Genomic DNA, 21874 nt, shown 5'->3' on the forward strand with positions numbered 1-21874 from the left:
AACGAGAACACCAACGGGCTGCTGCGCCAGTACTTCCCCAAGGGCACCGACCTGTCCGTGCATTCCGCCGAGCACCTACGGTTCGTCGCCGACGAACTCAACGACCGTCCCCGCAAAACCCAGGACTGGCATACTCCAGCCGAGAAGCTCAACGAATTATTCGATGGTGCAACGACCGCATGAATTCGCCTAGCTACGGCAACCAGAAAGGCGCACAGGCCCGGCAGGGAATTTCGCCGGGCCTGCTCCACCCCTCCCGCACGAGCACGGTCTCCACTTCACGGGCTACGACGCACGGATTCTTCGTCACCTCGTCGAACCCGTAGACGAGTCGCGGCCGCCCCTGCAGTTCCGCCGCGTTGTCGCGTCGACGGTCCCGGAACGCCACCTCCGCCATGGCGTGCGCGCGGCGACCGTCGAGCCGCACGATGAGCGGCACGCCGTGGCCGGAGTAGTCGCAGTCCTCGAAGAGGGTGCGGCCATCCACGACCACGGGTGACTGGCGCCGCGCCCGCGGAAGCCCGTGCGCGTCCTCGACGTCGGTGGCGTAGCGGTATTCGAGCACGGACTGCACCCCGTCTGCGAGTAGTCGTGCCGCGTCCGTGAGCGTCTTGCGGTATCGGCGCGGCCGCCGCTCCTCCATGCGTCGTCGAATGTCGCGCAGAGGGATCCGGGCATTGGTCACGAGGGCGATGAGACGGGTGAAGGCGTCCCGCGCCGTCGGTTCGGCGATCGCCACATCCAACGCGGTGTCCGCCCTCGACGTGCGAGGCTGGTCAGTGTCTACGGCAATGTATTCGTGCGCCCTCGACCGATGCACGACGACACCGGGATGCAGTGACGACGACAGCGCGATCGGATTGCCCGGCTTACGCGACGGACGCATGCCCGTCGCGCTCTGGCACCGCGAAGACTTCCCGTAGGGCACCGTGATGTGTATCGGTTCGCCGTCGCGGACGCGAACCATCCCCCATTCCTCCGCGGCGGTGATGTGGCTGAGCATCGAGTGGCCGCCACCGTAGAGAAGGGCGGCCGAAAGGATCATTTCCCGGGTCAACGGGCCGTTGGTGACGGCATAGACGCCCTGGAGCACCCGGCGCCACTGACCCGAGTCCAGCAGATGCCGCACCCGGCCCCGCGTGAAGCCGAAGGGCTCGAGTTGGGATTGCGTGACGAGCCCGAATTGAGTGTCGACGAGGCGTTGAAAGTCGTGGTGATCGATGTCGGTCATACGGCGCATCGTGCGATGCGCGTCCGACTCCGATGCCGACAAAAACGCGGTTATCCACTCTGCCTGTGGATAACCGCGAAGTTGTGGATAACCCTCCCCGTGCGCCTTTTTGGTTGTTGCAGCTACCAAAAAGGCGCACGGGCGGCGGAGCCGCCTACGCCTTCAGCGACGCCGGCGGGGTGAAGCGCTCGCCGTACTTGGCGGCGAGTTCTTCGGCGCGCTTGACGAAGCCGGCCTGGCCGCCTTCGTAGCCCTGGATGTACTGCGACACACCGCCGGTCCAGGCGGGGAAGCCGATGCCCATGATGGAGCCGATGTTGGCGTCGGCGGTGGTGAGGAGCACGCTCTCGTCGAAGCATTTCTGCGTTTCGATGGCCTCGATGAACAGCATGCGCTCGATGAGGTCCTGGAACGGGACTTCGAGTTCCTTGGAACCGAAGTTCTCCCGCAGCCCGGGCCACAGGCCGGTGCGCTTGCCGTCGGCGTAGTCGTAGAAGCCTGCGCCGCCGAGTTTGCCCTTGCGGTCGAACTTGTCGACCATCGTGTTGATGACGTCGCCTGCCGGGTCGGCGGGCAGTTCCTTGCCTTCGGCCTTCGCGGCTTCCGCGGTTTCCTTGCGGATTTTCTGCATCAGCGTCAGGTTCAGCTCGTCGGACAGCTGCAGCGGTGCCGCCGGGTAGCCGGCCTGCATGCCTGCCTGTTCGATGGTGGCGGGCTCGATGCCCTCCGCGAGCATGGCGATGGCCTCGTTGATGAACGTGCCGATGACGCGGGAGGTGAAGAAGCCGCGGGAGTCGTTGACGACGATCGGCGTCTTGCGGATGGCCTGCACGTAGTCGAAGACGCGGGCGAGGGCCTCGTCGGATGTCTTCTCACCGCGGATGATCTCGACGAGCGGCATCTTGTCGACGGGCGAGAAGAAGTGAATTCCGATGAAGTCCTCTTGGCGCTTCACACCGGTCGCGAGGCCGGTGATCGGCAGCGTCGACGTGTTCGAGCCGAGCAGCGCCTTCGGGTCGACGATGTCCTCGATCTCCTGGAACACCTTGTGCTTGAGGTCCTGCGACTCGAACACGGCCTCGATGACGAAGTCGACACCGGCGAAGTCGGCGGGGTCGGCGGTCGGCGTGATGCGGTCGAGGAGCGCCTTCGACTTCTCCTCGGTGGTCTTGCCCCGCGACAGCGCCTTGGCCTCGATGCCCTCGGAGTACGCCTTGCCCTTGTTCGCGGCCTCGATGGTGACGTCCTTGAGGACGACGTCGAAGCCGGCTTTCGCGGAGACGTAGGCGATTCCGGCGCCCATCATGCCGGCGCCGAGCACACCGACCTTGGTGATCGGGGTCTTCTCGATGCCCTCGGGGCGGGACGCGCCGGAGTTGATGGCCTGCAGGTCGAAGAAGAACGCCTGGATCATGTTCTTCGCGACCTGTCCAGTGACCAGCGACGTGAAGTAGCGGGCCTCGATGAGGAGCGCGTTGTCGATGTCGACCTGCGATCCCTCGACGGCGGCGGCCATGATGGCGCGCGGTGCCGGCATGGGTGCACCCTTGAGCTGCTTGCGCAGGTTCGCGGGGAACGCGGGCAGGTTCGCGGCGAACGCCGGGGTGGACGGGGTGCCGCCGGGGATCCGGTAGCCCTTCTTGTCCCACGGCTGGACGCCGCCCTCGGGGTTGGCCTTGATCCACGCCTTCGCGGCGGGCACCAGCTCGTCGACGGAGGCGACGACCTCGTCGACGAGTCCGACCTCCTTCGCCTGCACCGGTCCGCGCTGCTGGCCCTGGAGCAGCACCTGCATGAGGGCGTTCTGCAGACCGAGCATGCGGACGGTGCGCACGACGCCACCGCCGCCGGGCAGCAGACCGAGGGTGACCTCGGGCAGGCCGATCTTGACGCCCTTCACGTCGGCGGCGACGCGGTGATGCGTGGCCAGGGCGATCTCGAGTCCGCCACCGAGTGCGGCGCCGTTGATGGCGGCGACGACGGGCTTGCCGAGGGTTTCGAGGCGGCGCAGGTCCGACTTGATCGCGACGCTGTGGCTGTAGATCTCGTCGGCGTTCTCCGGGCCGACCTTGATCATGTTCTTCAGGTCGCCGCCGGCGAAGAACGTCTTCTTTCCGGACGTGATCACGACACCGGTGATGGAGTCCTTCTCGTCGACGAGGCGGTCGACGGTCGCCTTCATCGAGGAGATGTAGGCGTCGTTCATGGTGTTCGCGCCCTGGTTGGGATCGTCGATGGTGAGCACGACGATGCCGTCGGCGTCCTGCTCCCAGTTGATGATGTTCTGCTCGCTCACTGCTTCAAGTCTCCTGATGGTCCGGGCGGTCAGACGCGCTCGATGATGGTGGCGACGCCCATACCGCCGCCGATGCACAGGGTGATGAGGGCGTACCGGGCATTCCGGCGCTCGAGCTCGTCGATCATGGTGCCGGTGATCATGGCGCCGGTGGCTCCGAGCGGGTGGCCCATGGCGATGGCACCGCCGTTGACGTTGAGCTTCTCGTCGGGGATGTTCAGGTCCTTCTGGAACTTGAGCACGACGGACGCGAACGCCTCGTTGATCTCGAACAGGTCGATGTCGTCGACGGTCAGACCGGCGGCGGCGAGCACCTTCTTCGAGGCCGGGGTCGGGCCGGTGAGCATGATCGTGGAGTCGGCACCGCTGGTGGCCGTCGCGACGACGCGGGCGCGCGGGGTCAGGCTCATGTCCTTGCCGGCCTGCTCGGACCCGACGAGGACCAGTGCGGCGCCGTCGACGATGCCGGAGCTGTTGCCGCCGTGGTGGACGTGGTTGATCTTCTCGACCCAGTGGTACTTCTGCAGCGACACCGCGTCGAAGCCGCCCATCTCGCCGACACCGGCGAAGGACGGGTTGAGGCCCGCAAGGTTTTCGAGGGTGGTGCCGGGACGCATGTGCTCGTCCTGGTCGAGGACGACGAGGCCGTTGATGTCCTTGACCGGGACGACGGACTTGGCGAAGTAGCCGCCGGTCCACGCCTTCGCGGCTAGGTCCTGCGAGCGGACGGCGTACGCGTCGACGTCCTCGCGGGAGAAGCCCTCGATGGTGGCGATCAGGTCGGCACCCACACCCTGGGGGACGAAGTAGTTGTCGTAGTTGGTGGCCGGGTCGAGTGCCCACGGTCCGCCGTCGGAGCCCATCGGCACGCGGGACATCGATTCGACGCCACCGGCGATGACCAGTTCGTCCCAGCCGGACCGCACCTTCTGCGCGGCGGTGTTGACGGCCTCGAGGCCGGACGCGCAGAACCGGTTCAGCTGGACGCCGCCGACGGTGTCGGGCAGTCCGGCGTCGTTGACGGCGACGCGGGCAATGTCCATGCCCTGGTCGCCGACGGGGGTGACGACGCCGAGGACCAGGTCCGAGATGCGATCCTCGTCCAGGTCGGGGAAGCGGGCGCGGAGCTCGTCGATCAGGCCGGTGACCAGCGAGATCGGCTTGACCGAGTGCAGCGAACCGGTCTTCTTTCCGCGGCCGCGCGGGGTCCGGATGGCTTCATAAATGAATGCCTCTGTGGTCACTGTGGAGTGTTCCTTCCTTATCTGCGTCGACGCCGACCGTGCACACGGCGCTCTGCACGGGGCATACCCCGGCAGATTTACCTTAGAACGTGTTGCAAAACAGTAGGAAGGACCGAAGCGATCCTGGATCGTGACCCAGGCGATCACAACCGGCCGGCCTCGTGCTCGAACTGCAGGATGCGCAGCCGGTGTGGCGGGACGGGGCCGTCCGGTTCAGCCCTCGAGCTTCTTGGCCCCGAGCATGTCCTTGAGCAGTTCGAACGCCACGTCCTCCGGGTCGCGGCGAGTCGCGGGATCGGCGGGTTCCGCCGCCTCCTTGAACATCTCTTCTTCGTCCTCGGGTGTGGAGACGGGCGGCGTCGACGCCGAAGCCTCGTAGTCGATAGGCCCGGGATCGTCCGGGTAGTCGGGTGCCTCCGGCGGCGGGATGTCGTCGTCCGGTTCGGACGACGGGCGTGCCTGCGCCGCACCGGGACCCGCGTCGGTGCGCCGGCCGTCGGACTGCTGCTGCGGCGGCCGCTGCGCACTCCTCTCCTGGCTGGGCCGGGAGAACCGGGGTGCGCCCGCCGGCTTCGTCGGCGCCGTAGAGGCCTTCGCGACCGGTGGGGGCGGCGCCGTCGGGGCACCGGCCTGGTACTCCACTTCCCAGGCGCCGCCGAACATCTCGGACAGCACCTCGGTGATCACCTGGGCGTTGTGCGGCGACGCGATCCGGGCACCCAGGTTGGGGACCGGGTGCGCCAGGATCAGGCGGTTGCCCTGCACGTCGTGCACCGTGGCGGCCGACAACATGGCGGGCAGAATTTTGTTCCGCTGACTCACCTTCTCGCGCAGCGAATTCCAGGCCTCGCGCAGGGTCGCAGCATCCGGACCCGCCGAAGCTGCGGGTGCCGCCTCCACCTCGGGTACGAGCGGCGGCTCCGGCGCGGGAGTCGGCTCCGGCGCGGGAGTGGGAGCGGGCGCCGGCTCAGGCGCGGGTGCAGGCGCAGGAGTCGGCTCGGGTTCCGGGACCGGAACGGGCGCAGGTTCGGGCTCGGGCTCGGGCACGGGCTGCGGCGTCGGCTCGGGTGCCGGCGTCGGCTCCGGAACGGGCGTCGGTTCGGGCTGCGGCGTCGGCTCCGGTTCTGGAACGGGAGCGGGCTCGGGCTCCGGAACGGGCCGCGGCATCGGTTCGGGTTCCGGCTCGGGCGGCGGGGGCACGGTGGCCGCCGCGGCCTGGCGCATCGACGGTCGCTGGAACTTCGGCTCCGGTTCCGGCTCGGCGTGCGGTTGCGGCGCGCGCTCCGATGCCGCGGCGGGCCGCTCGGCTGCGGCGGTGACCGTCGCGGAGCCTGCGGGCGGAAGTCCGCGCTCGACACGTTCGAGCCGCTGCAGCACGGCCGACTCCGCATCGGACGCCGACGGCAGCAGCATCCGGGCGCACATCACTTCGAGCAGCAGGCGGGGGGCGGTGGCGCCGCGCATCTCGCCGAGACCGGCGTGGATCACCTCGGCGTACCGGGTGAGCGTGGCGGGGCCGATCCGCTGGACCTGGGCGCGCATGTTCTCGAGCACGTCACCGGGAGCGTCGACGAGGCCGCGTTCGGCGGCGTCGGGGACCGCCTGCATCAGGATCAGGTCGCGCAGGCGCTCGAGCAGGTCGACGGCGAACCGGCGCGGATCGTGCCCGGCGTCCATGACGCGGTCGACCGTCCCGAACAGCGCGGCGCCGTCGCCGGTGGCCAGCGCGTCCACGGCGTCGTCGATCAGCGCGACGTCGGTGACGCCGAGCAGGGCGAGCGCGCGCGGGTAGGTGACGCCCTCCTCGCCTGCGCCGGCGAGGAGCTGGTCGAGGATGCTCAGCGAGTCACGCGGGGACCCGCCGCCGGCGCGGATGACCAGCGGATACACCGGGTCGGCGACCGGAACACTCTCCTGCTGGCAGATCTTCTCCAGCAGCCCGCGCATCGTCGTGGGCGCGAGCAGCCGGAACGGGTAGTGATGGGTGCGCGAACGGATGGTCGGCAGCACCTTCTCGGGTTCGGTGGTCGCGAAGATGAAGATGAGGTGCTCCGGCGGCTCCTCGACGATCTTGAGGAGCGCGTTGAAACCCGCCGTGGTGACCATGTGGGCCTCGTCCACGATGAACACCCGGTACCGGGACTCGGCGGGCGCGTAGAACGCGCGGTCGCGCAGCTCACGGGTGTCGTCGACGCCACCGTGGCTGGCCGCGTCGAGTTCGGTGACGTCGAGGTTGCCCGACCCGCCGGGGCCGAGCGCCACGCACGAGGGGCACTGGCCGCACGGCGTCGAGGTCGGCCCCTCCACGCAGTTCAGCGATCGGGCCAGGATGCGGGCAGACGACGTCTTGCCACAGCCGCGGGGACCGGAGAACAGATACGCGTGGTTGATCCGTCCGGCGTCGAGAGCGGTGCTCAGTGGTTCGGTGACGTGCTCCTGCCCCACCACCTCGGCGAAGGATGCGGGTCGGTACTTCCGGTACAGGGCCACGCGGAAAGACTACCGGCGGGCCCCGACAGTCCGGTCCGGGTGGTCGAAGCGCCTGCTCGGCACCCGCTCGGGGCGCTACTCACAGGTAGGAATCCGGACCTGACCGCATTGCGTAACACGTTCGCAACGCATCGGCATCACAGTTGAAACGGCCCGCGGCCATCGTGAATTTCCGCACCGGGTTTCGTCCGGGTGTGTGAGGAGAATGTCGTGCCTGCAATCGACGCCGGAGCAACCGCCTGGCTTCTGATCAGTACCGCGCTGGTCCTGCTGATGACCCCGGGGCTCGCCCTGTTCTACGGCGGGATGGTCCGCTCCACCGGCGTACTGAACATGATCATGATGAGCTTCGTGTCGATCGCGCTCGTCACGGTCGCCTGGCTGGTGGCCGGGTACTCCCTCATCTTCGGCGACGACATCGGCGGCGGACTGATCGGCGGGCTCGAGCACGTGGGGATGGCGGGCATCGACCCGACCACCGTCCACGGGCAGGTCCCCGAGATCCTGTTCGCCACGTTCCAGCTGACGTTCGCGATCATCACCGCCGCGCTGATCAGCGGTGCGATCGCCGACCGGGCCAAGTTCTCGGCCTGGATGATCTTCGTGCCCGTGTGGGCCCTCGTCGTCTACGCACCGGTCGCGCACTGGGTGTGGAACCCGCAGGGCTGGATCGCGCAGTTCGGCGCCCTCGACTACGCGGGCGGGCTGGTCGTGGAGATCGTGTCCGGCGCGTCGGGCCTGGCGTTGGCCCTGGTCCTGGGCCCGCGACTCGGATTCAAGTCCGAGTCGATGCGCCCCCACAACCTTCCGCTGGTGCTGCTCGGTGTCGGCCTGCTCTGGTTCGGCTGGTTCGGTTTCAACGCGGGTTCCGCGCTCGCCGCCGACGGCACCGCCGCCGCGATCTTCCTGAACACCCTGGTTGCCGGGTGCACCGGCCTGCTCGGCTGGCTCCTCGTGGAGCAGAAGCGCGACGGCCACCCCACGACGTTCGGTGCGGCGTCCGGCGTCGTCGCCGGCCTGGTCGCGATCACCCCGTCCTGCGGCACCGTGAGCATGGTCGGCGCCGTGATCGTCGGTGCGGTCGCCGGTGTGGTCTGCTCGTTCGCCGTCGGCTGGAAGTTCCGCCTCGGATACGACGACTCGCTCGACGTGGTGGGAGTCCACCTCATGGGCGGCATCGTCGGCACGATCCTGATCGGCCTGCTCGCCACCGAGGTGATGACGGGCGGAGCCGAAGGCCTCCTGTACGGGGGCGGGTTCGGCCAACTCGGCAAGCAGGTGCTGGCCGTGGTCGTCGTCGCCCTGTACGCGTTCGGCGTGACGTTCGGGCTGGGCAAGCTGATCGACCGGATCTTCGGGTTCCGGGTGAGCGCCGAGGACGAGTCCTCCGGCATCGACCTCGCGTTGCACGCCGAGTCGGCGTACGAACACGGTGTGCTCGGGCACGGACCGATCGGCGGCGGCCAGGGCAACAGCGTCTTCCCGTGGATGCACGAGGCCGAACGCAGGCGGCAACTCGACGCGGAACGGAAACAGGAGCCGGACGATACGGAGTAGCGGCGGCTACTTCTTCTTCGCTGCCGCCGCCTTCTTCGCGTCGGCCTTCGCGGCCTTCTTGAACTCGCGGACCTCGTGGAGACTCTTGTCGTCCACGACGTCCGCGATCGAACGCCTGGACCCCTCGGTTCCGTAGTCGCCTGCCGCTTCGCGCCAGCCCTTCGGCTCCACCCCGATCTGCTTGCCGAGCAACGCCAGGAAGATTCGGGCCTTCTGGTCGCCGTATCCCGGCAGCGCCTTCAACCGCTTCAACACTTCTTTGCCGTCGGGGTCGCCGCTCGTCCACAGTGCCTCGACGCTGCCGTCGTAGTTCTCGACGAGGAACGCGCACAACGACTGGATACGGGTGGCCATCGATCCGGGAAAGCGGTGGACCGCGGGGGTCTGTGAGCAGACGGCCGCGAACTCCTCCGGATCCATCTCCGCGATGCGGTGCACCTCGAGACCGCCGATCCGGTCGTCGAGTTTCTTGGGGCCCGCGAATGCCGTCTCCATCGGTACCTGCTGATCGAGCAGCATCCCGATGAGCAACGCCAGCGGATCACTCGCCAGGAGTGCGTCGGCGTCCGGATCCCCTACCAGGTTCAGCGTGCGTGCCATGGTTCGATCCTGCCATCCCACGATGGGGCGGGTGCGCCCTTCACCGCGACGCGCGGATTATTCACAGAGTTATCCACATCACTGCATTACCGGTGCGTAACCCAGCATCGACGCCACGCCGGCGATCAGTCCGTCGCGCCAGTGCAGCGCGTCGTGGCCCCCGCAGAACTCGCGGTAGCGCACGTCGTGGCCGGTGCCGGCCAGCGGCCCGGATCTTCACGAACGCTGCGCGACAGCGCTCGGCCCGTGTCGGCGCGGTGGATACCGGGTACCCCTACGGTCAAGGGACTCCGGTCCAAGCGCACGAGCCGTAAGGACACCCGATGGCCCAGCACGAAACGAACAAAGCCGGTGGGATGAGCCGGGCCGTGGACAAGGCAACCGACAGCACCACTTTCGAACGGGTGGCGCGGGCGGGCCACGTGATGAGCGGCTTCGTGCACCTGCTGATCGCGTACATCATCGTTCAGCTCGCCTTCGGTAGCGGTGGCAACGCCGACCAGTCCGGGGCGCTGGGCACGCTGGCCTCCAAACCCGGCGGCCGGTTCGCGTTGTGGGTGGCGACGGTCGCGTTCATCGCCATGGCGCTGTGGCGACTCGCCGAAACGGTTCTCGGCCCCCACGCCACCGAGAAGTCCGGCGACAGCGACGACACGTCGCTGCTCGACCGCGCGAAGGCCTTCGGCCTGGCCGTCGTCTACTTCGCGTTCGCCTTCTCGTCGTACCAGTTCGCGAGCGGCGGCGGGAAATCGAGCGGACAGCAGAACGCCGGAATGAGTGCGCGCCTCATGGAGTCCGGGGCAGGCAAGACCCTCCTCGTGGTCGTGGGCCTCGTCGCCATCGCGATCGGCGGCTACCACATCTACAAGGGAGCGGCGAAGAACTTCCTCGACGACCTGAAGGGCACCCCGTCGAAATTCGTCGAACCGCTCGGGGTGGTCGGCTACGTGGCCAAGGGCCTCGTCATCGCCGGCGCGGGTGTGCTGGTGATCGTGGCGGTCTTCAACTCCGACCCGTCCAAGGCGACGGGCATCGACGGCGCGGTGAAGACCCTCGGCTCGGCGCCGTTCGGGCAGTTCCTACTGGTCCTCGCCGCGTTGGGGATCGCCGCGTACGGCCTGTACAGCTTCGTGATGGCGCGCTACGCCAGGATGTAGATACACGTCCGGCCGCTCACCTGAAACAGGTGAGCGGCCGGACGTGTATTTCTAGGACTTCGGCAGATCCAGGCGAGATTCGGTGGCAGCGAGCAGCACGCACGTGGCGACACCGTTCATCGACTTGTCCAGATCGTCCATCGACGGGAAGCTCGGCGCGAGCCGGATGTTCTTGTCCTCCGGGTCGATTCCGTACGGGAACGCCGATCCGGCGGCGGTGAGCGCGATCCCCGCCTCCTTCGCCAGGGCGATGACGCGCTTCGCGGTGCCCTCGACGACGTCCAGGCTGATGAAGTATCCGCCCTTCGGCTCCGTCCACGACGCCACCTTCGACGCCCCGAGGCGGTCCTCGAGGATCTTCAGGACGAGCGCGAACTTCGGCGCCAGGATCTCGCGGTGCTTCTCCATGTGGGCGCGGACACCGTCGGCGTCACCGAAGAACCGCAGGTGACGCAGCTGGTTCAGCTTGTCCGGTCCGATGCTCTTCTTGCCGAGGAACTTCTGGTACCAGGCCAGGTTCGCGGTCGAGGAACCGAAGAAGCTGACGCCCGCACCGGCGAACGTGATCTTCGACGTCGACGCGAACACGAGCGGCCGGTTCGGGTGACCCGCCTCCGCGGCCATCCCCAGGATGTCCAGCGACGGTGCCGTCTCGCCGACCAGCGGGTGCACCGCGTAGGCGTTGTCCCAGAACAGCCGGAAGTCGGGGGCGGCGGCCGGCATCGACGCCAGCGCCCGCGTGACCTCTTCCGAGTACACCGCGCCCGTGGGGTTGGAGTAGTTGGGAACGGCCCACAGACCCTTGATCTGCGGATCGTTCGCGACGAGTTCGGCGATGACGCCGACGTCGGGGCCGTCGTGGCGCATCGGCACCGGGATCATCTCGATGCCGTAGGTCTCGGTGATCCCGAAGTGACGGTCGTAGCCGGGGGCCGGGCACAGGAACTTGACCTTCTCCTCCTGCGCCCAGGGGCGCGGGGAGTCGGGGGTGCCGTGCAGCAGGGCGAACACGACGTTGTCGTGCATGATCTCGAGGCTGGCGTTGTTGCCGGCGAGCAGGTTCTCGACGGGGATGCCGAGCAGTTCACCGAAGATCGCGCGCAGTTCCGGCAGACCGGTGAGCCCGCCGTAGTTGCGGGTGTCGGTGCCGTTGCCGTCGCGGAAGTCGCCGTCACCGGGCAGGGTCAGCAGCGCCGCCGACAGATCCAGCTGCTCGGGCGAGGGCTTGCCGCGGGTGAGGTCGAGCGTGAGCTTCTCCGTCTTCAGCTGCGCGTAGCTCGCAGTCTGGCGCTCATGCTCCGAAAGTAGTTCCTCATGGCTCATCAACCCGATCTGGGTCTGGTTGGTCATCAGGAGCGGCCTCTCACCGACATCGGGGGTCGGGTATGCGAAAGATAGGGGACCCCGCGCACCCGGCAGAGCCCGTTGACCCTTGCTGCCTTCCGGCCCTGGGGGAGTTCACAGGATGCGCGCCGCGCGGGATCCACCACAGAGTGTAGACGGCCCCGAGCCGCTACCGGGATCCACCCCGGCCCGCGCCCGACGCCGCACGTCAGACCACCGCCAGTGCTACGGTCGCCCCCGCATTCGGTCACCGTCGGCAAAGGATCGGGATGAAACTCAGAAGGACAGCACACGCGGCGGCCCTCGCCGTCGCCGTCGCAGCACTGTCGGCGTGCGGCGGGAGCAGCGAAGACGCGGCCACGTCCGACGCGGTCGGCTGGGACGCGGCCGAGCCGTGCTCCCTGGCGGACGACGCGACGCTCGCACCGCTCCTGACCGCAGGCGCAGGCGCCGGCGAGGGCACCGCAACCGACAGTCCGGAGCGTCGCGCGTGCACGTGGGGCAAACCCGAGGCGCTGAACACTGTGACCGTCACCACCACGAGCGCGCCGGAACCGGTCGACCCGCTGCGCACGATCGACGTCGGCGGACTCGAGGGCCGGGCGCTCGCCGAGAGCAAATACCAGTGCATCCTCGAGGTCACCACCGACGCGGGCACCCTGTCGATCGAGACGAAATTCGGCCTGGACGCGACCGCGAACCCGGACACCTCCTGCGACCGTTCCGTGCCGCTCGCCGAGCACGCCCTCGGTCAGCTGAAGTGGGCGTAGAACCGGCGATCACCTGGTCGTTTAACGGTGAGCCGTCGTCGTTGGGTATGCTCCTCCACGGAGGATTCGCCTAGTGGCCTATGGCGCTCGCCTGGAACGCGGGTTGGGTTAACGCCCTCAGGGGTTCAAATCCCCTATCCTCCGCCACAGGAACCCCTGTGAACCGCTGAAAAGTGGTTCACAGGGGTTTCTTGCATCTCCGGGCAAACCTCAGGCGCCGCCCTCGGAGCACCGCCTGCGGACCCTTCCGGACCGAGAATCCCAGGCCACGACAGGCACAACCCGTTATCTCCCTGTTATCGTCTCCGGTGCAGCGTTCGCTGTGCAGTGTCTGTTACGAGATAGAAGGACATTCGGATGGCGATACGTCGCACCCGCGCGCTGATCGTGGGACTGGTCGCAGTGTTGGCATCGGGCCTCGTGTCCGTACTGGCCGGAACCGGCATCGCGCATGCCGACTCGGCCCTGATCTCGGTGTACTCACCGTCGATGGACAAGGACATTCCCGTCAAGGTGCTCAAGGCCGCCGGTGGCGGTCCCGCGCCGACGCTGTACCTGCTCGACGGTCTGCGCGCGCCGGACGACAACAACGGCTGGCTGATCGAGACCGACGTGGAGAATTTCTTCGCCGGCAAGCACGTCAACGTCGTCATCCCGTTCGGCGGCGGCGGCACCTTCTACTCCGACTGGCTGCGCGACGACCCGAAGCTGGGCCGCGTCAAGTGGGAAACGTTCCTGACCAAGGAACTGCCCCCGGTGATGGCGTCGCAGTTCGGCAGCGACGGCGTGAACAACGCGGTCGCGGGTCTGTCGATGAGCGGCACCTCCGCATTGAACCTCGCCATTCACCGCCCTGACTTCTACAAGGCGGTCGCGTCGTACAGCGGGTACCCGACGGCCAGCTCGCCCGGCTTCGCGCAGGGCATCCAGGTTTCGGTCGCCCAGATGGGCGGCGACGCGCTGAACATGTGGGGCTTCTGGCCGTCCGCCGCCTGGATCCACAACGATCCGCTGCTCAACGTCGGCGCACTGCGCGGCAAGTCCGTCTACATCTCGTCCGGTGCGGGTTCCGCGGCAGGCGATCCCACCGTCGACCCGGACAGCAAGTCGTTCGATCCGGTGAAGTTCTCGCAAACGGTTCCCCTCGAGACCGCCTCGGGTCTGAGCAGTCGGACGTTCGTGCCCGCGGCGCAGCGCGCAGGCGCCAAGCTGCAGACGCACATCGCCGACGAGGGCCTGCACACGTGGAACTACTGGCAGGACCGGCTGCACGAGTCCTGGGCCAACACGCTCGCGCCCGCGCTCGGCACGTCCTAGTCGAGGCGTTCCGATCGCCTGAACTACGCCACAGCGGCCCCCGATCCACGGATCGGGGGCCGCTGTCGTTCACCGCGGTGTTTGATGTGTGATGTGCCGATCGACGAGAGCAGGCGGATGCTCGTGCTGGCGGTGGTGTTGTCTGCGCTGGCCGGCTACGTCGACGCGCTCGGATTCATCACGCTCGGCGGGTTCTTCGTCGCGTTCATGAGCGGCAATCTCACCCGGTTCAGTGTCGGGTTCGCGGACGCGGAATGGGCGCATGCGCTGACGGCTGCCGCGGTGATCGGCATGTTCGTCCTCGGTTGCGCCCTGGGCGCCGTGGTCGTGCACCTGTCCGATCGCAGGCGGCTGTCCGTCCGGACGACGGTGCTCGCCGTCGTGTCCGGGCTCCTGATCGCGGGCGCCGTCGCCGCGACCGTCGGGGCGAGCACCGTGGCCGTCGGCGCGATGCTGCTCGCCATGGGCGCCGAGAACTCCTTCTTCCAGAAGGACGGCGAGGTCACCATCGGCCTCACCTACATGACGGGCGCCCTCGTGAAGATGGGCCACCGGCTGGCCGCGGCGCTGTTCGGCGGTCCGCGGTGGGCGTGGCTACGACATTTCGCGCTGTGGGCGGGCCTGGTGGCAGGAGCGGTGACGGGCGCTCTCGCACACCACTGGATCGGGCTGGACGCCCTGTGGTTCGCGGCCGCGCTGTCGGCGGCGCTGACCGTCACCGTCCACCTCAGGATCGAGCGTCCTACTCGCCGCCCGCAGTTGTCGTGACCGGGTTGCCTGCGGAGTCGAGGGCCCACCACACGCTGCCGACCGCCTGCCCGTATGCGTCACCGGGTTCGTTGTCGTCCTTGTAGCGGTACACGGGGCGGCCGTTCACGGTGAGCTGATGGGTGCCGTCCGCTGCCGGGATGGTGTCGACGACGACTTCCTGCAACCCTTGCACCGTCGGGTTCTCGGTCACGGAGGTGACCGGCGGCCACGACTGCAGGCACGTGTCCCGGCACGAACTGGCACCGGAGCCGACCACGTCCTTGTCGTAGACGTACACCGTCATCCCACCCTCGTCGACCACCACGTCGCCGAGCGTCGTCGGTCCCATCTTCAGCACGGGTGTTCCGGGCACGGCCGGTGGGGACGTCGGCGTCGGGGACACCGGGGCGTTGCCGCCCGTGTCGCCGGAATCGGTGCGGTCGTAGGCGCAACTCGAGAAGGTCAGGCTGACGGCGACGATCGCTGCCAGCGCCCATGTTCGTCTCATGGAGTCCTCGTTCTCTGTGACGGCGAAGTGGCGGGCCTCCGGGGAACCTCTGCGGACCCGTGCATACAGTTCACCTCGAGTTGCGTGCCGGTGCGGGCACTTCGGGCGATGTGACGGGCCCGCACGTGTCGGTATCGGCGATTAGGCTCCGGTGCATGGGCTGGTACACGCCGACCTCGCCGTCACCCGACCTCGCAGGCACCCTCGTGTGCGGGTGGTCCGCACGCACGCAGGGCGAGCATCTGCTGGTGCCCGACGCCTGCATGGACATCCTGTGGATCCGGGGTGCAGGGATCCGGGTGTGCGGTCCCGAGACCACGGCGTGGTCGTTCACGCTGCCGCCCGGCACCGAATCCGTCGGTGTCCGTTTCCGTCCCGGCGCCGCCTCGCATCTGCTGCGGACGTCGGCGGCCGAGGTCCGCAACCTCCGGGTCGGCCTCGGCGACGTACTCGGGTCCACGTGGGAGCGGACGCTGACCGACCGGCTCGACAACGCGTCCGGCTACGCGGAACGAATCGCCCTGTTCGAGAACGCCGTGCGCGCGTGGCGGAACCGCGGACCGGAGGCCGACCCGCTGATCGGGACCGTGCGGCAGGCCCTGGCCCGGCACTCGTGGAACGTCGGTGCGCTCGCCGACGCCGCCTCCGTCACGGAACGGCAACTGCAGCGGCGGTGCAACGACGCGTTCGGATACGGTCCCGCGACGCTCCGCGGAATCCTGCGGCTGCAACGGTTCATGGCGCTGGCGCAGTCGGGGTCGCGGACCGGGCTCGCCGACCTGGCCGCCACCGCCGGCTACAGCGATCAGGCGCACCTGTCGCGGGAATGCCGGCGGATCTCCTCGCTCACGCCGTCCGACCTGCTCGCCGGTGAGGCCCCCGACTGGCACGGGACGGATTCCGTCGTCGATGTCGGAAATGTTCAAGCCCGCGGGCGCCGGACGGGAGAAGAATCGGCAGCATGACCTCGACAACCGAAACCCCCGCAGCCCACTACCGCGACCTCGCCGCGAAGTTCACGAAGCGTGTCGAATCCGTGCCCGCCGCACGCTGGGACGACGCCTCTCCGTGCGACGGCTGGACGGCCCGCGACGTCGTGCGGCACGTGATCGACACGCAGCGCTACATCGTCACCGTCGTCGATCTGGAACTGCCGGAGCCGCCGTCCGTCGACGACGACCCGGTTGCCGCGTGGGCGGCGACGCGCGACGGCATGCAGGAGATCCTGGACGACCCGGCCAAGGCGGGCCGCGAGTACGACGGGCACTTCGGCCGCACCGAACTCGGCAAGACCGTCGACAGCTTCTACTGCTTCGACCTGGTGGTGCACGGCTGGGACCTCGCGCGGGCCACCGGCCTCGACGAGACCATCCCCGCCGACGACCTGACCTGGGTGGGCGGCGTCGCGGAGCAACTGGGCGACAACATCCGCACGGCCGGAGTGTGCGGCCCGGCCGTGGACGTCCCCGCGGATTCCGACGAACAGACCCGGGTCCTGGCCTTCCTCGGCCGCAAGGCCTGACGGCGCTTCCACCCCACCCCTGCCCGGCCGCGCTTGTAACCTCGAGTCATGAGCGTGCCGGGCAGGATTGCCGCGCTGACGGCGGTGTCACTGGCCGCTGTGCTGCTCGGCGGTGACGTGGTCGCGGTGGCCGATCCCGAACCCCGGGGTGCGTCCGGTCTGCCCGCCCGCGGCCTGGTCACGTCGGCGCCGCTCACATCGGCGCTGATGTTCGCCGGGACCACCGGCGAGGCCCCGCCGTCGCAGCGGGTTCCGGGTGCGGAGTCGGACGGGATGTCGGCCACCGGTCACGACTTCGGCAAATACCCGTACATGCGGTACGAGGTCCGGTTCGGCCCGGACACCGCGGGCTCGGACGTGACGTGGCACGGACGTTCGGTGAATCTCGACGACCTCGCGATGCACGTGTGGGACGAGGAGGCGCAGAGTTGGGGTGAGCCGGTCGCGACGGCGCAGCCGTCCGAGCCGGGCGGTCCGGTCACCCTGACCACCCGGATCGAGGGCGAGGACGCCGCCCAGATCCTCGTCATCGACAGCCCGCGACGGGACCGGAGTTTCCGCGAGGCCAACGCGACCGCCGATCAGCAGTTCGCCGACCCGGACACGTACGACTTCGCGTTGCAGCACATCTCTGACACCCAGTACGTGTCCCGGGACCGGCCGGAGGTGTACTTCGACATGACCCGCTGGACCGCCGACAACGCCGCCGAACGCAAGATCGCGTATTCGATGCACACCGGCGACCTCGTCCAGAGCTGGATACGTCCGGGGGCGCCCGAGTCCCGCGCGCGCCCCGAGTTCGAGGTGGCGGACCGGGCGATGGCGACGCTCGAGGACGCCGGCGTCCCGTACGGCGTCCTGCCCGGCAACCACGACAACCTGTGGAACGTGGGCGGACGCCTGATTCCCGGCGAGCACGAGAAGAACCACGCCCTCTACAACGAGTTCTTCGGCCCGTGGCGGTTCCGCGACCAGCCGTACTGGGGTGAATCCGTCACGGACACGGACAATTCGGCGCACTACGACCTGCTCGACATCGCAGGCGCGAAATTCCTGATGCTCTACATCGGCTACAACCCGCCCGAGCACGTGCTGCAGTGGGCCGAGGACGTGCTCGCCGCCCACCCGGACCGCAACGTGGTGATCGGCAGCCACTACTACCTGGACGAGGACGGCTCGCTGCGGATGAGCGGGTTCGGCGACATCGGTACCAGTGCGGGACAGCAGATCTGGAATCGGCTCGTCGTCCCGTTCGAGACGGTGTTCCTGGTCCTCGCGGGGCACGTCGACGGGCAGACGACGGTCACCGACCGGAAGGTGGGCGACACCGACCGGAAGGTCGTGGAGTTGCTCGCCGACTACCAGTACTTCACCGTGAACGGTCTCCGCGAGACCGGATTCCAGCGCCTGCTGCAGTTCGACGTCGACGGCGGAACCCTCGCGGTCACGACGCACTCCCCGACCCTGGACAGCTTCCGGGTGGAGGACTTCGATCCGCAGCGCCGCTACGTGCCCGGTGACGGGGACTTCGTCACCGACGTGGAATTTCGGGCCGACCTGCCGCGCGCCGTCATCCCCGCGCCCTGAGATGCAGGTCGATGGACGACGCACTCAGGCGTCCGGCGTGGCGACGGCGCGCGTCACCAGATCGGCGATGAGCCGCTCGGTGTCGACGCCCTCGAGCACCCCGGGCAGCGTCAGGTGCTCGACGATGAGCGCATTCATCGCGAGGTAGAGCATCAGCACGGTGCTGCGGTCGCCGGGCAGTCCCGAGCCCAGGTGAAACCCGATGTCGTGCTCCAGGTTGCCGGAGATGGTGCGGGTCAGGGTGGTGCGCAGTTCGGGACGACGGACCGCTTCGAGCCGCAACTCCTGCAGCGCGAGGTAACCCGTCCGGTCGCGGGTGATCCGGCCGAACAATCCCTGCATGTACTCGATCGCGAGGTCGAGATTCTGCGGCTTGCGGACGCTTTCCTCGATCACCGAGGGGTCGGGACCCATGCGCTCGTGTATCCGCTTGCCGACCTGGTCGAACAGGTCGTCGCGGCTGGCGAAGTAGTTGGAGGCCGTCCCCTTGGGAACGTTCGCCTCGACGTCGACGGCACGGAACGTGAGGCCGCGCGCACCCTCTCGCGCGAGCACTTCGATCGCCGCGTTCACGAGCGCCGCACGTCGTTCCGGGTTCTGCGCCATCGACACTCCTCGAAAAAAGAACCTTGCAACCACTGCAGTCATAGTACTACAAATGGAGTAGTAACCGACCGCGGGAGGACTCACATGCGAAAACTCGTCTACTACGTCGCCACCACCATCGACGGATTCATCGCCGGCGCCGACGGCGCGGACCCCAGCGGCACCGTCTTCGAACTCGAGGGTGATCACATGCCCGCGATGATCGCGGAGTACCCCGAGACGGTCCCCACCCACGTTCGGGCAGCGATGGGAATCGAGGCCACCAACCGGCATTTCGACACCGTGCTCATGGGCCGCGCCAGTTACCAGCCCGGCCTCGACCTCGGCGTGACAAGCCCGTACGCGCATCTGCGGCAGTACGTGTTCTCGACGACGATCACCGAGTCGCCCGATCCGGGCGTCGAGATCGTCGCGGGCGATCCGATCGAGAAGGTGCGCGAACTCAAGAAGGAGGACGGCAAGGACATCTGGTTGTGCGGCGGCGGGAAGCTGGCCGCCGCGGTGCAACCCGAGGTCGACGAACTCCGGATCAAGCTCAACCCCGTCGCGATCGGCTCCGGCATTCCGCTGTTCGACGGCGAATTCGACCCCCAGCGGTTCCGGCTGACCTCGACCCGCGCGTTCGAGAGCGGGATGATCTTCCTGACGTACGTCCGCCGATAACCGAAAGTCACACCCGCCACTCGAGGCGACACGGGCACCTGACGCATGTATTGATTCAATACGTAAGTAATGTTCGAGGCATGCGCGAACGCCGGTACTCGTCCACCAGCCCCGAACACCTGGCTGCGGCCCTGTTCGACGTCGCGGCCGAGTCGGGCCTCGAGGGCGCCAGCGTGCGCGAGGTCGCCAAGAGGGCGGGTGTGTCCATCGGCGCCGTGCAGCACCACTTCTCCACGAAGGACGAGATGTTCGCGTTCGCGCTGCGCACCCTCGTCGACAAACTGCTCACCCGCCTGTCGGAGGTCGACCGCGACGGCGACCCCGCCCGGGACCTGTTCGCCGCGATGTCGCAGTTGCTCCCCCTCGACGAGTCACGGTCGCGGGAGGCGCACGTCAGGGCGGCATTCGCCGTCCGCGCAGCCACTTCCCCGTCGCTCGCCGAGATCCGGAGCACGACCCTGTTCACCATCCGCACCGGACTGTCCGCGGTGCTCATCGGGATCGGCACGCCGGAAGCGGAAACCCGTGCGGCACTTCTCCTCGCCACCGTCGACGGCCTCGCGGTCGATGCGATCGGCAGTCCGGCGCTGTACCCGTCCGAGTACCTCGAGCACGCCCTGGAAGTCCAGATCGGCATGATTCTGCAGGGCGCCGACGTCGCGCCGTCGTCGTCGATCGAACTGGCCAGCTGATCCCTCGTCCCGATGTCACATCCGTCTCGTCAGAGTGAACCCCTCCCCCATCACGCGGAGGGTGCGGGACGGTTCGCGCCCAGCCCCTCCGGCGACCTGCACCTCGGCAACCTGCGGACGGCCGTCCTGGCGTGGCTGTTCGCCCGGTCCACCGGCCGGCGGTTCCTCATGCGCGTCGAGGACCTCGACCGCGTTCGCGACGGCGCCCGGGAGCGGCAACTCGCCGACCTCGCGGAACTCGGTCTCGACTGGGACGGCGACGTCGTGTCGCAGTCGCACCGGCTCCCGCGGTACGACGCCGCCATCGCCGAACTCCACGCCGCCGGCCTCACGTACGAGTGCTTCTGCACGAGAAGAGAAATCCTGAAGGCGGCGTCGGCCCCGCACGCACCCCAGGGCGCCTACCCGGGGACCTGCCGCAATCTGACACCGGACGAGCGCGCCGACCGTCTCGCCGGCGGGCGACCACCGGCCCTGCGTCTGCGCGCCGCCGTCACGTCGTTCACCATCGACGACGTCCTGCACGGAAGCTACTCCGGAATGGTCGACGACCTCGTGCTGCGCCGCGGCGACGGAACACCCGCCTACAACCTGGCGGTGGTCGTCGACGACGGCGCCCAGGGGATCGACCAGGTGGTCCGCGGCGACGACCTGCTGTCGTCCGCGCCCCGCCAGGCGTACCTCGCGGGACTGCTCGGGCTCACCGCCCCCGCCTATGCACACGTGGCCCTCGCACTCAACGAGGACGGCAAACGGCTCGCGAAACGCGACGGCGCCGTCACCCTCACCGACCAGAAAGCGTTGGGACGCACACCGAGCGACGTCCTCGGGGTGCTGGCGGAGTCACTCGGACTCGCGGAACCAGGCGAGGTCGTGGATCTCTCGACCCTCCTCGCCCGGTTCGACCCGGCCCGCCTGCACCGCGAACCGTGGGTCGTCAGGCCCCCGACGCCGCCGCGATCAGCATGATCACGAAGAACAGGATCCACCCGACGACGTAGGCGCCGCCGATGGCGATTCCCGCGATCGCGAGTCCGCGTCCTTCCTGACCGGACTGCTTGATCTGGCCCAGCGCCACGATGCCGAGGATGATGCCGACGATGGAGCCGACACCGTAGAAGCAACCGCCGACGATCGACGTGATCAGCGACGCGATCGCGAGACCGTTCGTCCCGCGCGACTGCGGGTAGGGCGCGCCGTACGGGTTCGGGGCGCCGTACTGCGGGGCGGGGCCACCGTATTGACCCGCCACCCCGTACTGGTTGGATGCGCCGCCGTACTGGTTCGGGGTGGAGTACTGATTCGGGGCGGCATACGGGTTGGGCGTCCCGTACTGCTGCCGGCCGGGGGCCCCGTACTGGTCGCCGCCGTACTGATTCGGCGCGGCATACGGATTCGGGGAAGTCCCGTACGCGCCCGGCTGCTGATAGTCGGGGTACTTCTCGGTGGGCGCCGAATAGGTGGGATAACCGGATTCGTCGACCCCGTATCCGTCGCGCGGCAACGGCGGAACCTCGCCGTAAGTGGGTGGTGTCTGCCC

At 68.3% G+C, this 21874-nt stretch carries 21 protein-coding genes, 1 tRNA gene and 1 other RNA gene; 13 read left to right on the plus strand and 10 right to left on the minus strand.

Annotated features, from left to right (window positions below):
* The coding region (locus CA951_RS36475; RefSeq protein ID WP_143543156.1) for an IS30 family transposase at window positions 1-183 on the plus strand (183 nt) is incomplete at its 5' end.
* 10 nt (window positions 184-193) lie between these two features.
* On the opposite strand, the gene CA951_RS36480 is transcribed toward CA951_RS36475, so the two are convergent.
* From CA951_RS36480 to CA951_RS36495, 4 genes are all read right to left on the minus strand, one after another.
* Window positions 194-1231 carry a type IV toxin-antitoxin system AbiEi family antitoxin domain-containing protein gene (locus tag CA951_RS36480; protein WP_087561514.1) on the minus strand — a complete coding sequence of 346 codons (1038 nt, stop codon included), beginning with the start codon at window positions 1229-1231 and terminating at the stop codon, window positions 194-196.
* 154 nt (window positions 1232-1385) lie between these two features.
* Window positions 1386-3527 carry a 3-hydroxyacyl-CoA dehydrogenase NAD-binding domain-containing protein gene (locus tag CA951_RS36485; protein ID WP_087561515.1) on the minus strand — a complete coding sequence of 714 codons (2142 nt, stop codon included), beginning with the start codon at window positions 3525-3527 and terminating at the stop codon, window positions 1386-1388.
* A 29-nt stretch (window positions 3528-3556) separates the two neighbouring features.
* On the minus strand, window positions 3557-4771 hold the full coding sequence (locus CA951_RS36490) for an acetyl-CoA C-acetyltransferase (protein WP_012691313.1): 1215 nt from the start codon (window positions 4769-4771) through the stop codon (window positions 3557-3559).
* 213 nt (window positions 4772-4984) lie between these two features.
* Complete coding sequence (locus CA951_RS36495; RefSeq protein WP_087561516.1) at window positions 4985-7261, minus strand: DNA polymerase III subunit gamma and tau; 2277 nt, start codon at window positions 7259-7261, stop codon at window positions 4985-4987.
* Window positions 7262-7471: 210 nt separating this feature from the next.
* Between CA951_RS36495 and CA951_RS36500 the strand changes: the two genes are divergently transcribed.
* Complete coding sequence (locus CA951_RS36500; protein WP_087561517.1) at window positions 7472-8818, plus strand: ammonium transporter; 1347 nt, start codon at window positions 7472-7474, stop codon at window positions 8816-8818.
* Window positions 8819-8824: 6 nt separating this feature from the next.
* Here the strand turns inward: CA951_RS36500 and CA951_RS36505 are convergent, their stop codons facing one another.
* Window positions 8825-9418, minus strand: coding sequence for an HhH-GPD-type base excision DNA repair protein (locus CA951_RS36505; RefSeq protein ID WP_087561518.1), 594 nt, complete (start codon window positions 9416-9418; stop codon window positions 8825-8827).
* 323 nt (window positions 9419-9741) lie between these two features.
* Between CA951_RS36505 and CA951_RS36510 the strand changes: the two genes are divergently transcribed.
* Entirely contained in the window at window positions 9742-10575 is an 834-nt protein-coding gene (locus CA951_RS36510) for a DUF1206 domain-containing protein (protein WP_087561519.1), read from the plus strand.
* A 51-nt stretch (window positions 10576-10626) separates the two neighbouring features.
* On the opposite strand, the gene CA951_RS36515 is transcribed toward CA951_RS36510, so the two are convergent.
* Window positions 10627-11925, minus strand: coding sequence for an aminotransferase class I/II-fold pyridoxal phosphate-dependent enzyme (locus CA951_RS36515; RefSeq protein ID WP_087561520.1), 1299 nt, complete (start codon window positions 11923-11925; stop codon window positions 10627-10629).
* 43 nt (window positions 11926-11968) lie between these two features.
* Window positions 11969-12063: signal recognition particle sRNA small type (gene ffs, locus CA951_RS36520), an RNA gene on the minus strand.
* 125 nt (window positions 12064-12188) lie between these two features.
* Between ffs and CA951_RS36525 the strand changes: the two genes are divergently transcribed.
* The 4 genes from CA951_RS36525 (at window position 12189) to CA951_RS36540 (ending at window position 14774) form a co-directional block, all read left to right on the plus strand.
* Window positions 12189-12689 (plus strand): hypothetical protein, encoded by a 501-nt coding sequence (locus CA951_RS36525; protein WP_087561521.1) that lies wholly within the window; start codon window positions 12189-12191, stop codon window positions 12687-12689.
* A gap of 59 nt (window positions 12690-12748) precedes the next feature.
* Window positions 12749-12836: transfer RNA gene (locus tag CA951_RS36530), tRNA-Ser, on the plus strand.
* A gap of 210 nt (window positions 12837-13046) precedes the next feature.
* On the plus strand, window positions 13047-14006 hold the full coding sequence (locus CA951_RS36535) for an alpha/beta hydrolase family protein (RefSeq protein ID WP_087561522.1): 960 nt from the start codon (window positions 13047-13049) through the stop codon (window positions 14004-14006).
* 84 nt (window positions 14007-14090) lie between these two features.
* Window positions 14091-14774: a YoaK family protein gene (locus CA951_RS36540; RefSeq protein WP_087561523.1), complete on the plus strand. Its 684-nt coding sequence runs from the start codon at window positions 14091-14093 to the stop codon at window positions 14772-14774.
* Here the strand turns inward: CA951_RS36540 and CA951_RS36545 are convergent.
* The gene (locus tag CA951_RS36545; RefSeq protein WP_087561524.1) at window positions 14749-15264 is read right to left on the minus strand and encodes a hypothetical protein; all 516 of its coding nucleotides are present in this window, start codon (window positions 15262-15264) and stop codon (window positions 14749-14751) included. The genes CA951_RS36540 and CA951_RS36545 overlap by 26 nt on opposite strands.
* 155 nt (window positions 15265-15419) lie before the next feature.
* On the opposite strand from CA951_RS36545, the gene CA951_RS36550 reads away from it, so the two are divergent.
* From CA951_RS36550 to CA951_RS36560, 3 genes are read left to right on the plus strand one after another with little or no spacing between them, the layout of a single operon-like run.
* A complete protein-coding gene (locus CA951_RS36550) occupies window positions 15420-16229 on the plus strand; it encodes a helix-turn-helix domain-containing protein (protein WP_087561525.1) in 810 nt (269 codons plus the stop codon).
* On the plus strand, window positions 16226-16786 hold the full coding sequence (locus CA951_RS36555; RefSeq protein ID WP_087561526.1) for a TIGR03086 family metal-binding protein: 561 nt from the start codon (window positions 16226-16228) through the stop codon (window positions 16784-16786). Before CA951_RS36550 ends, CA951_RS36555 begins: the two co-directional genes overlap by 4 nt.
* Window positions 16787-16834: 48 nt before the next feature.
* Complete coding sequence (locus CA951_RS36560; protein ID WP_087561527.1) at window positions 16835-18373, plus strand: metallophosphoesterase; 1539 nt, start codon at window positions 16835-16837, stop codon at window positions 18371-18373.
* 24 nt (window positions 18374-18397) lie between these two features.
* Here the strand turns inward: CA951_RS36560 and CA951_RS36565 are convergent, their stop codons facing one another.
* On the minus strand, window positions 18398-18979 hold the full coding sequence (locus CA951_RS36565; RefSeq protein ID WP_087561528.1) for a TetR/AcrR family transcriptional regulator: 582 nt from the start codon (window positions 18977-18979) through the stop codon (window positions 18398-18400).
* An 84-nt stretch (window positions 18980-19063) separates the two neighbouring features.
* Between CA951_RS36565 and CA951_RS36570 the strand changes: the two genes are divergently transcribed.
* The 3 genes from CA951_RS36570 (at window position 19064) to gluQRS (ending at window position 21303) form a co-directional block, all read left to right on the plus strand.
* Entirely contained in the window at window positions 19064-19642 is a 579-nt protein-coding gene (locus CA951_RS36570; protein ID WP_087561529.1) for a dihydrofolate reductase family protein, read from the plus strand.
* Window positions 19643-19722: 80 nt separating this feature from the next.
* Window positions 19723-20334, plus strand: a complete 612-nt coding sequence (locus tag CA951_RS36575) for a TetR/AcrR family transcriptional regulator (RefSeq protein ID WP_087561530.1) — start codon at window positions 19723-19725, stop codon at window positions 20332-20334.
* 12 nt (window positions 20335-20346) lie between these two features.
* Complete coding sequence (gene gluQRS / locus CA951_RS36580) at window positions 20347-21303, plus strand: tRNA glutamyl-Q(34) synthetase GluQRS (protein WP_087561531.1); 957 nt, start codon at window positions 20347-20349, stop codon at window positions 21301-21303.
* Here the strand turns inward: gluQRS and CA951_RS36585 are convergent.
* Window positions 21272-21838, minus strand: coding sequence for a DUF4190 domain-containing protein (locus CA951_RS36585; protein ID WP_087561532.1), 567 nt, complete (start codon window positions 21836-21838; stop codon window positions 21272-21274). The two genes, gluQRS and CA951_RS36585, sit on opposite strands and share 32 nt — an antisense overlap.
* Window positions 21839-21874: the final 36 nt, after the last annotated feature.

This window comes from Rhodococcus sp. NCIMB 12038 (assembly GCF_002165735.1).
In the GTDB taxonomy this organism is placed as follows: Bacteria; Actinomycetota; Actinomycetes; order Mycobacteriales; family Mycobacteriaceae; genus Rhodococcus_F.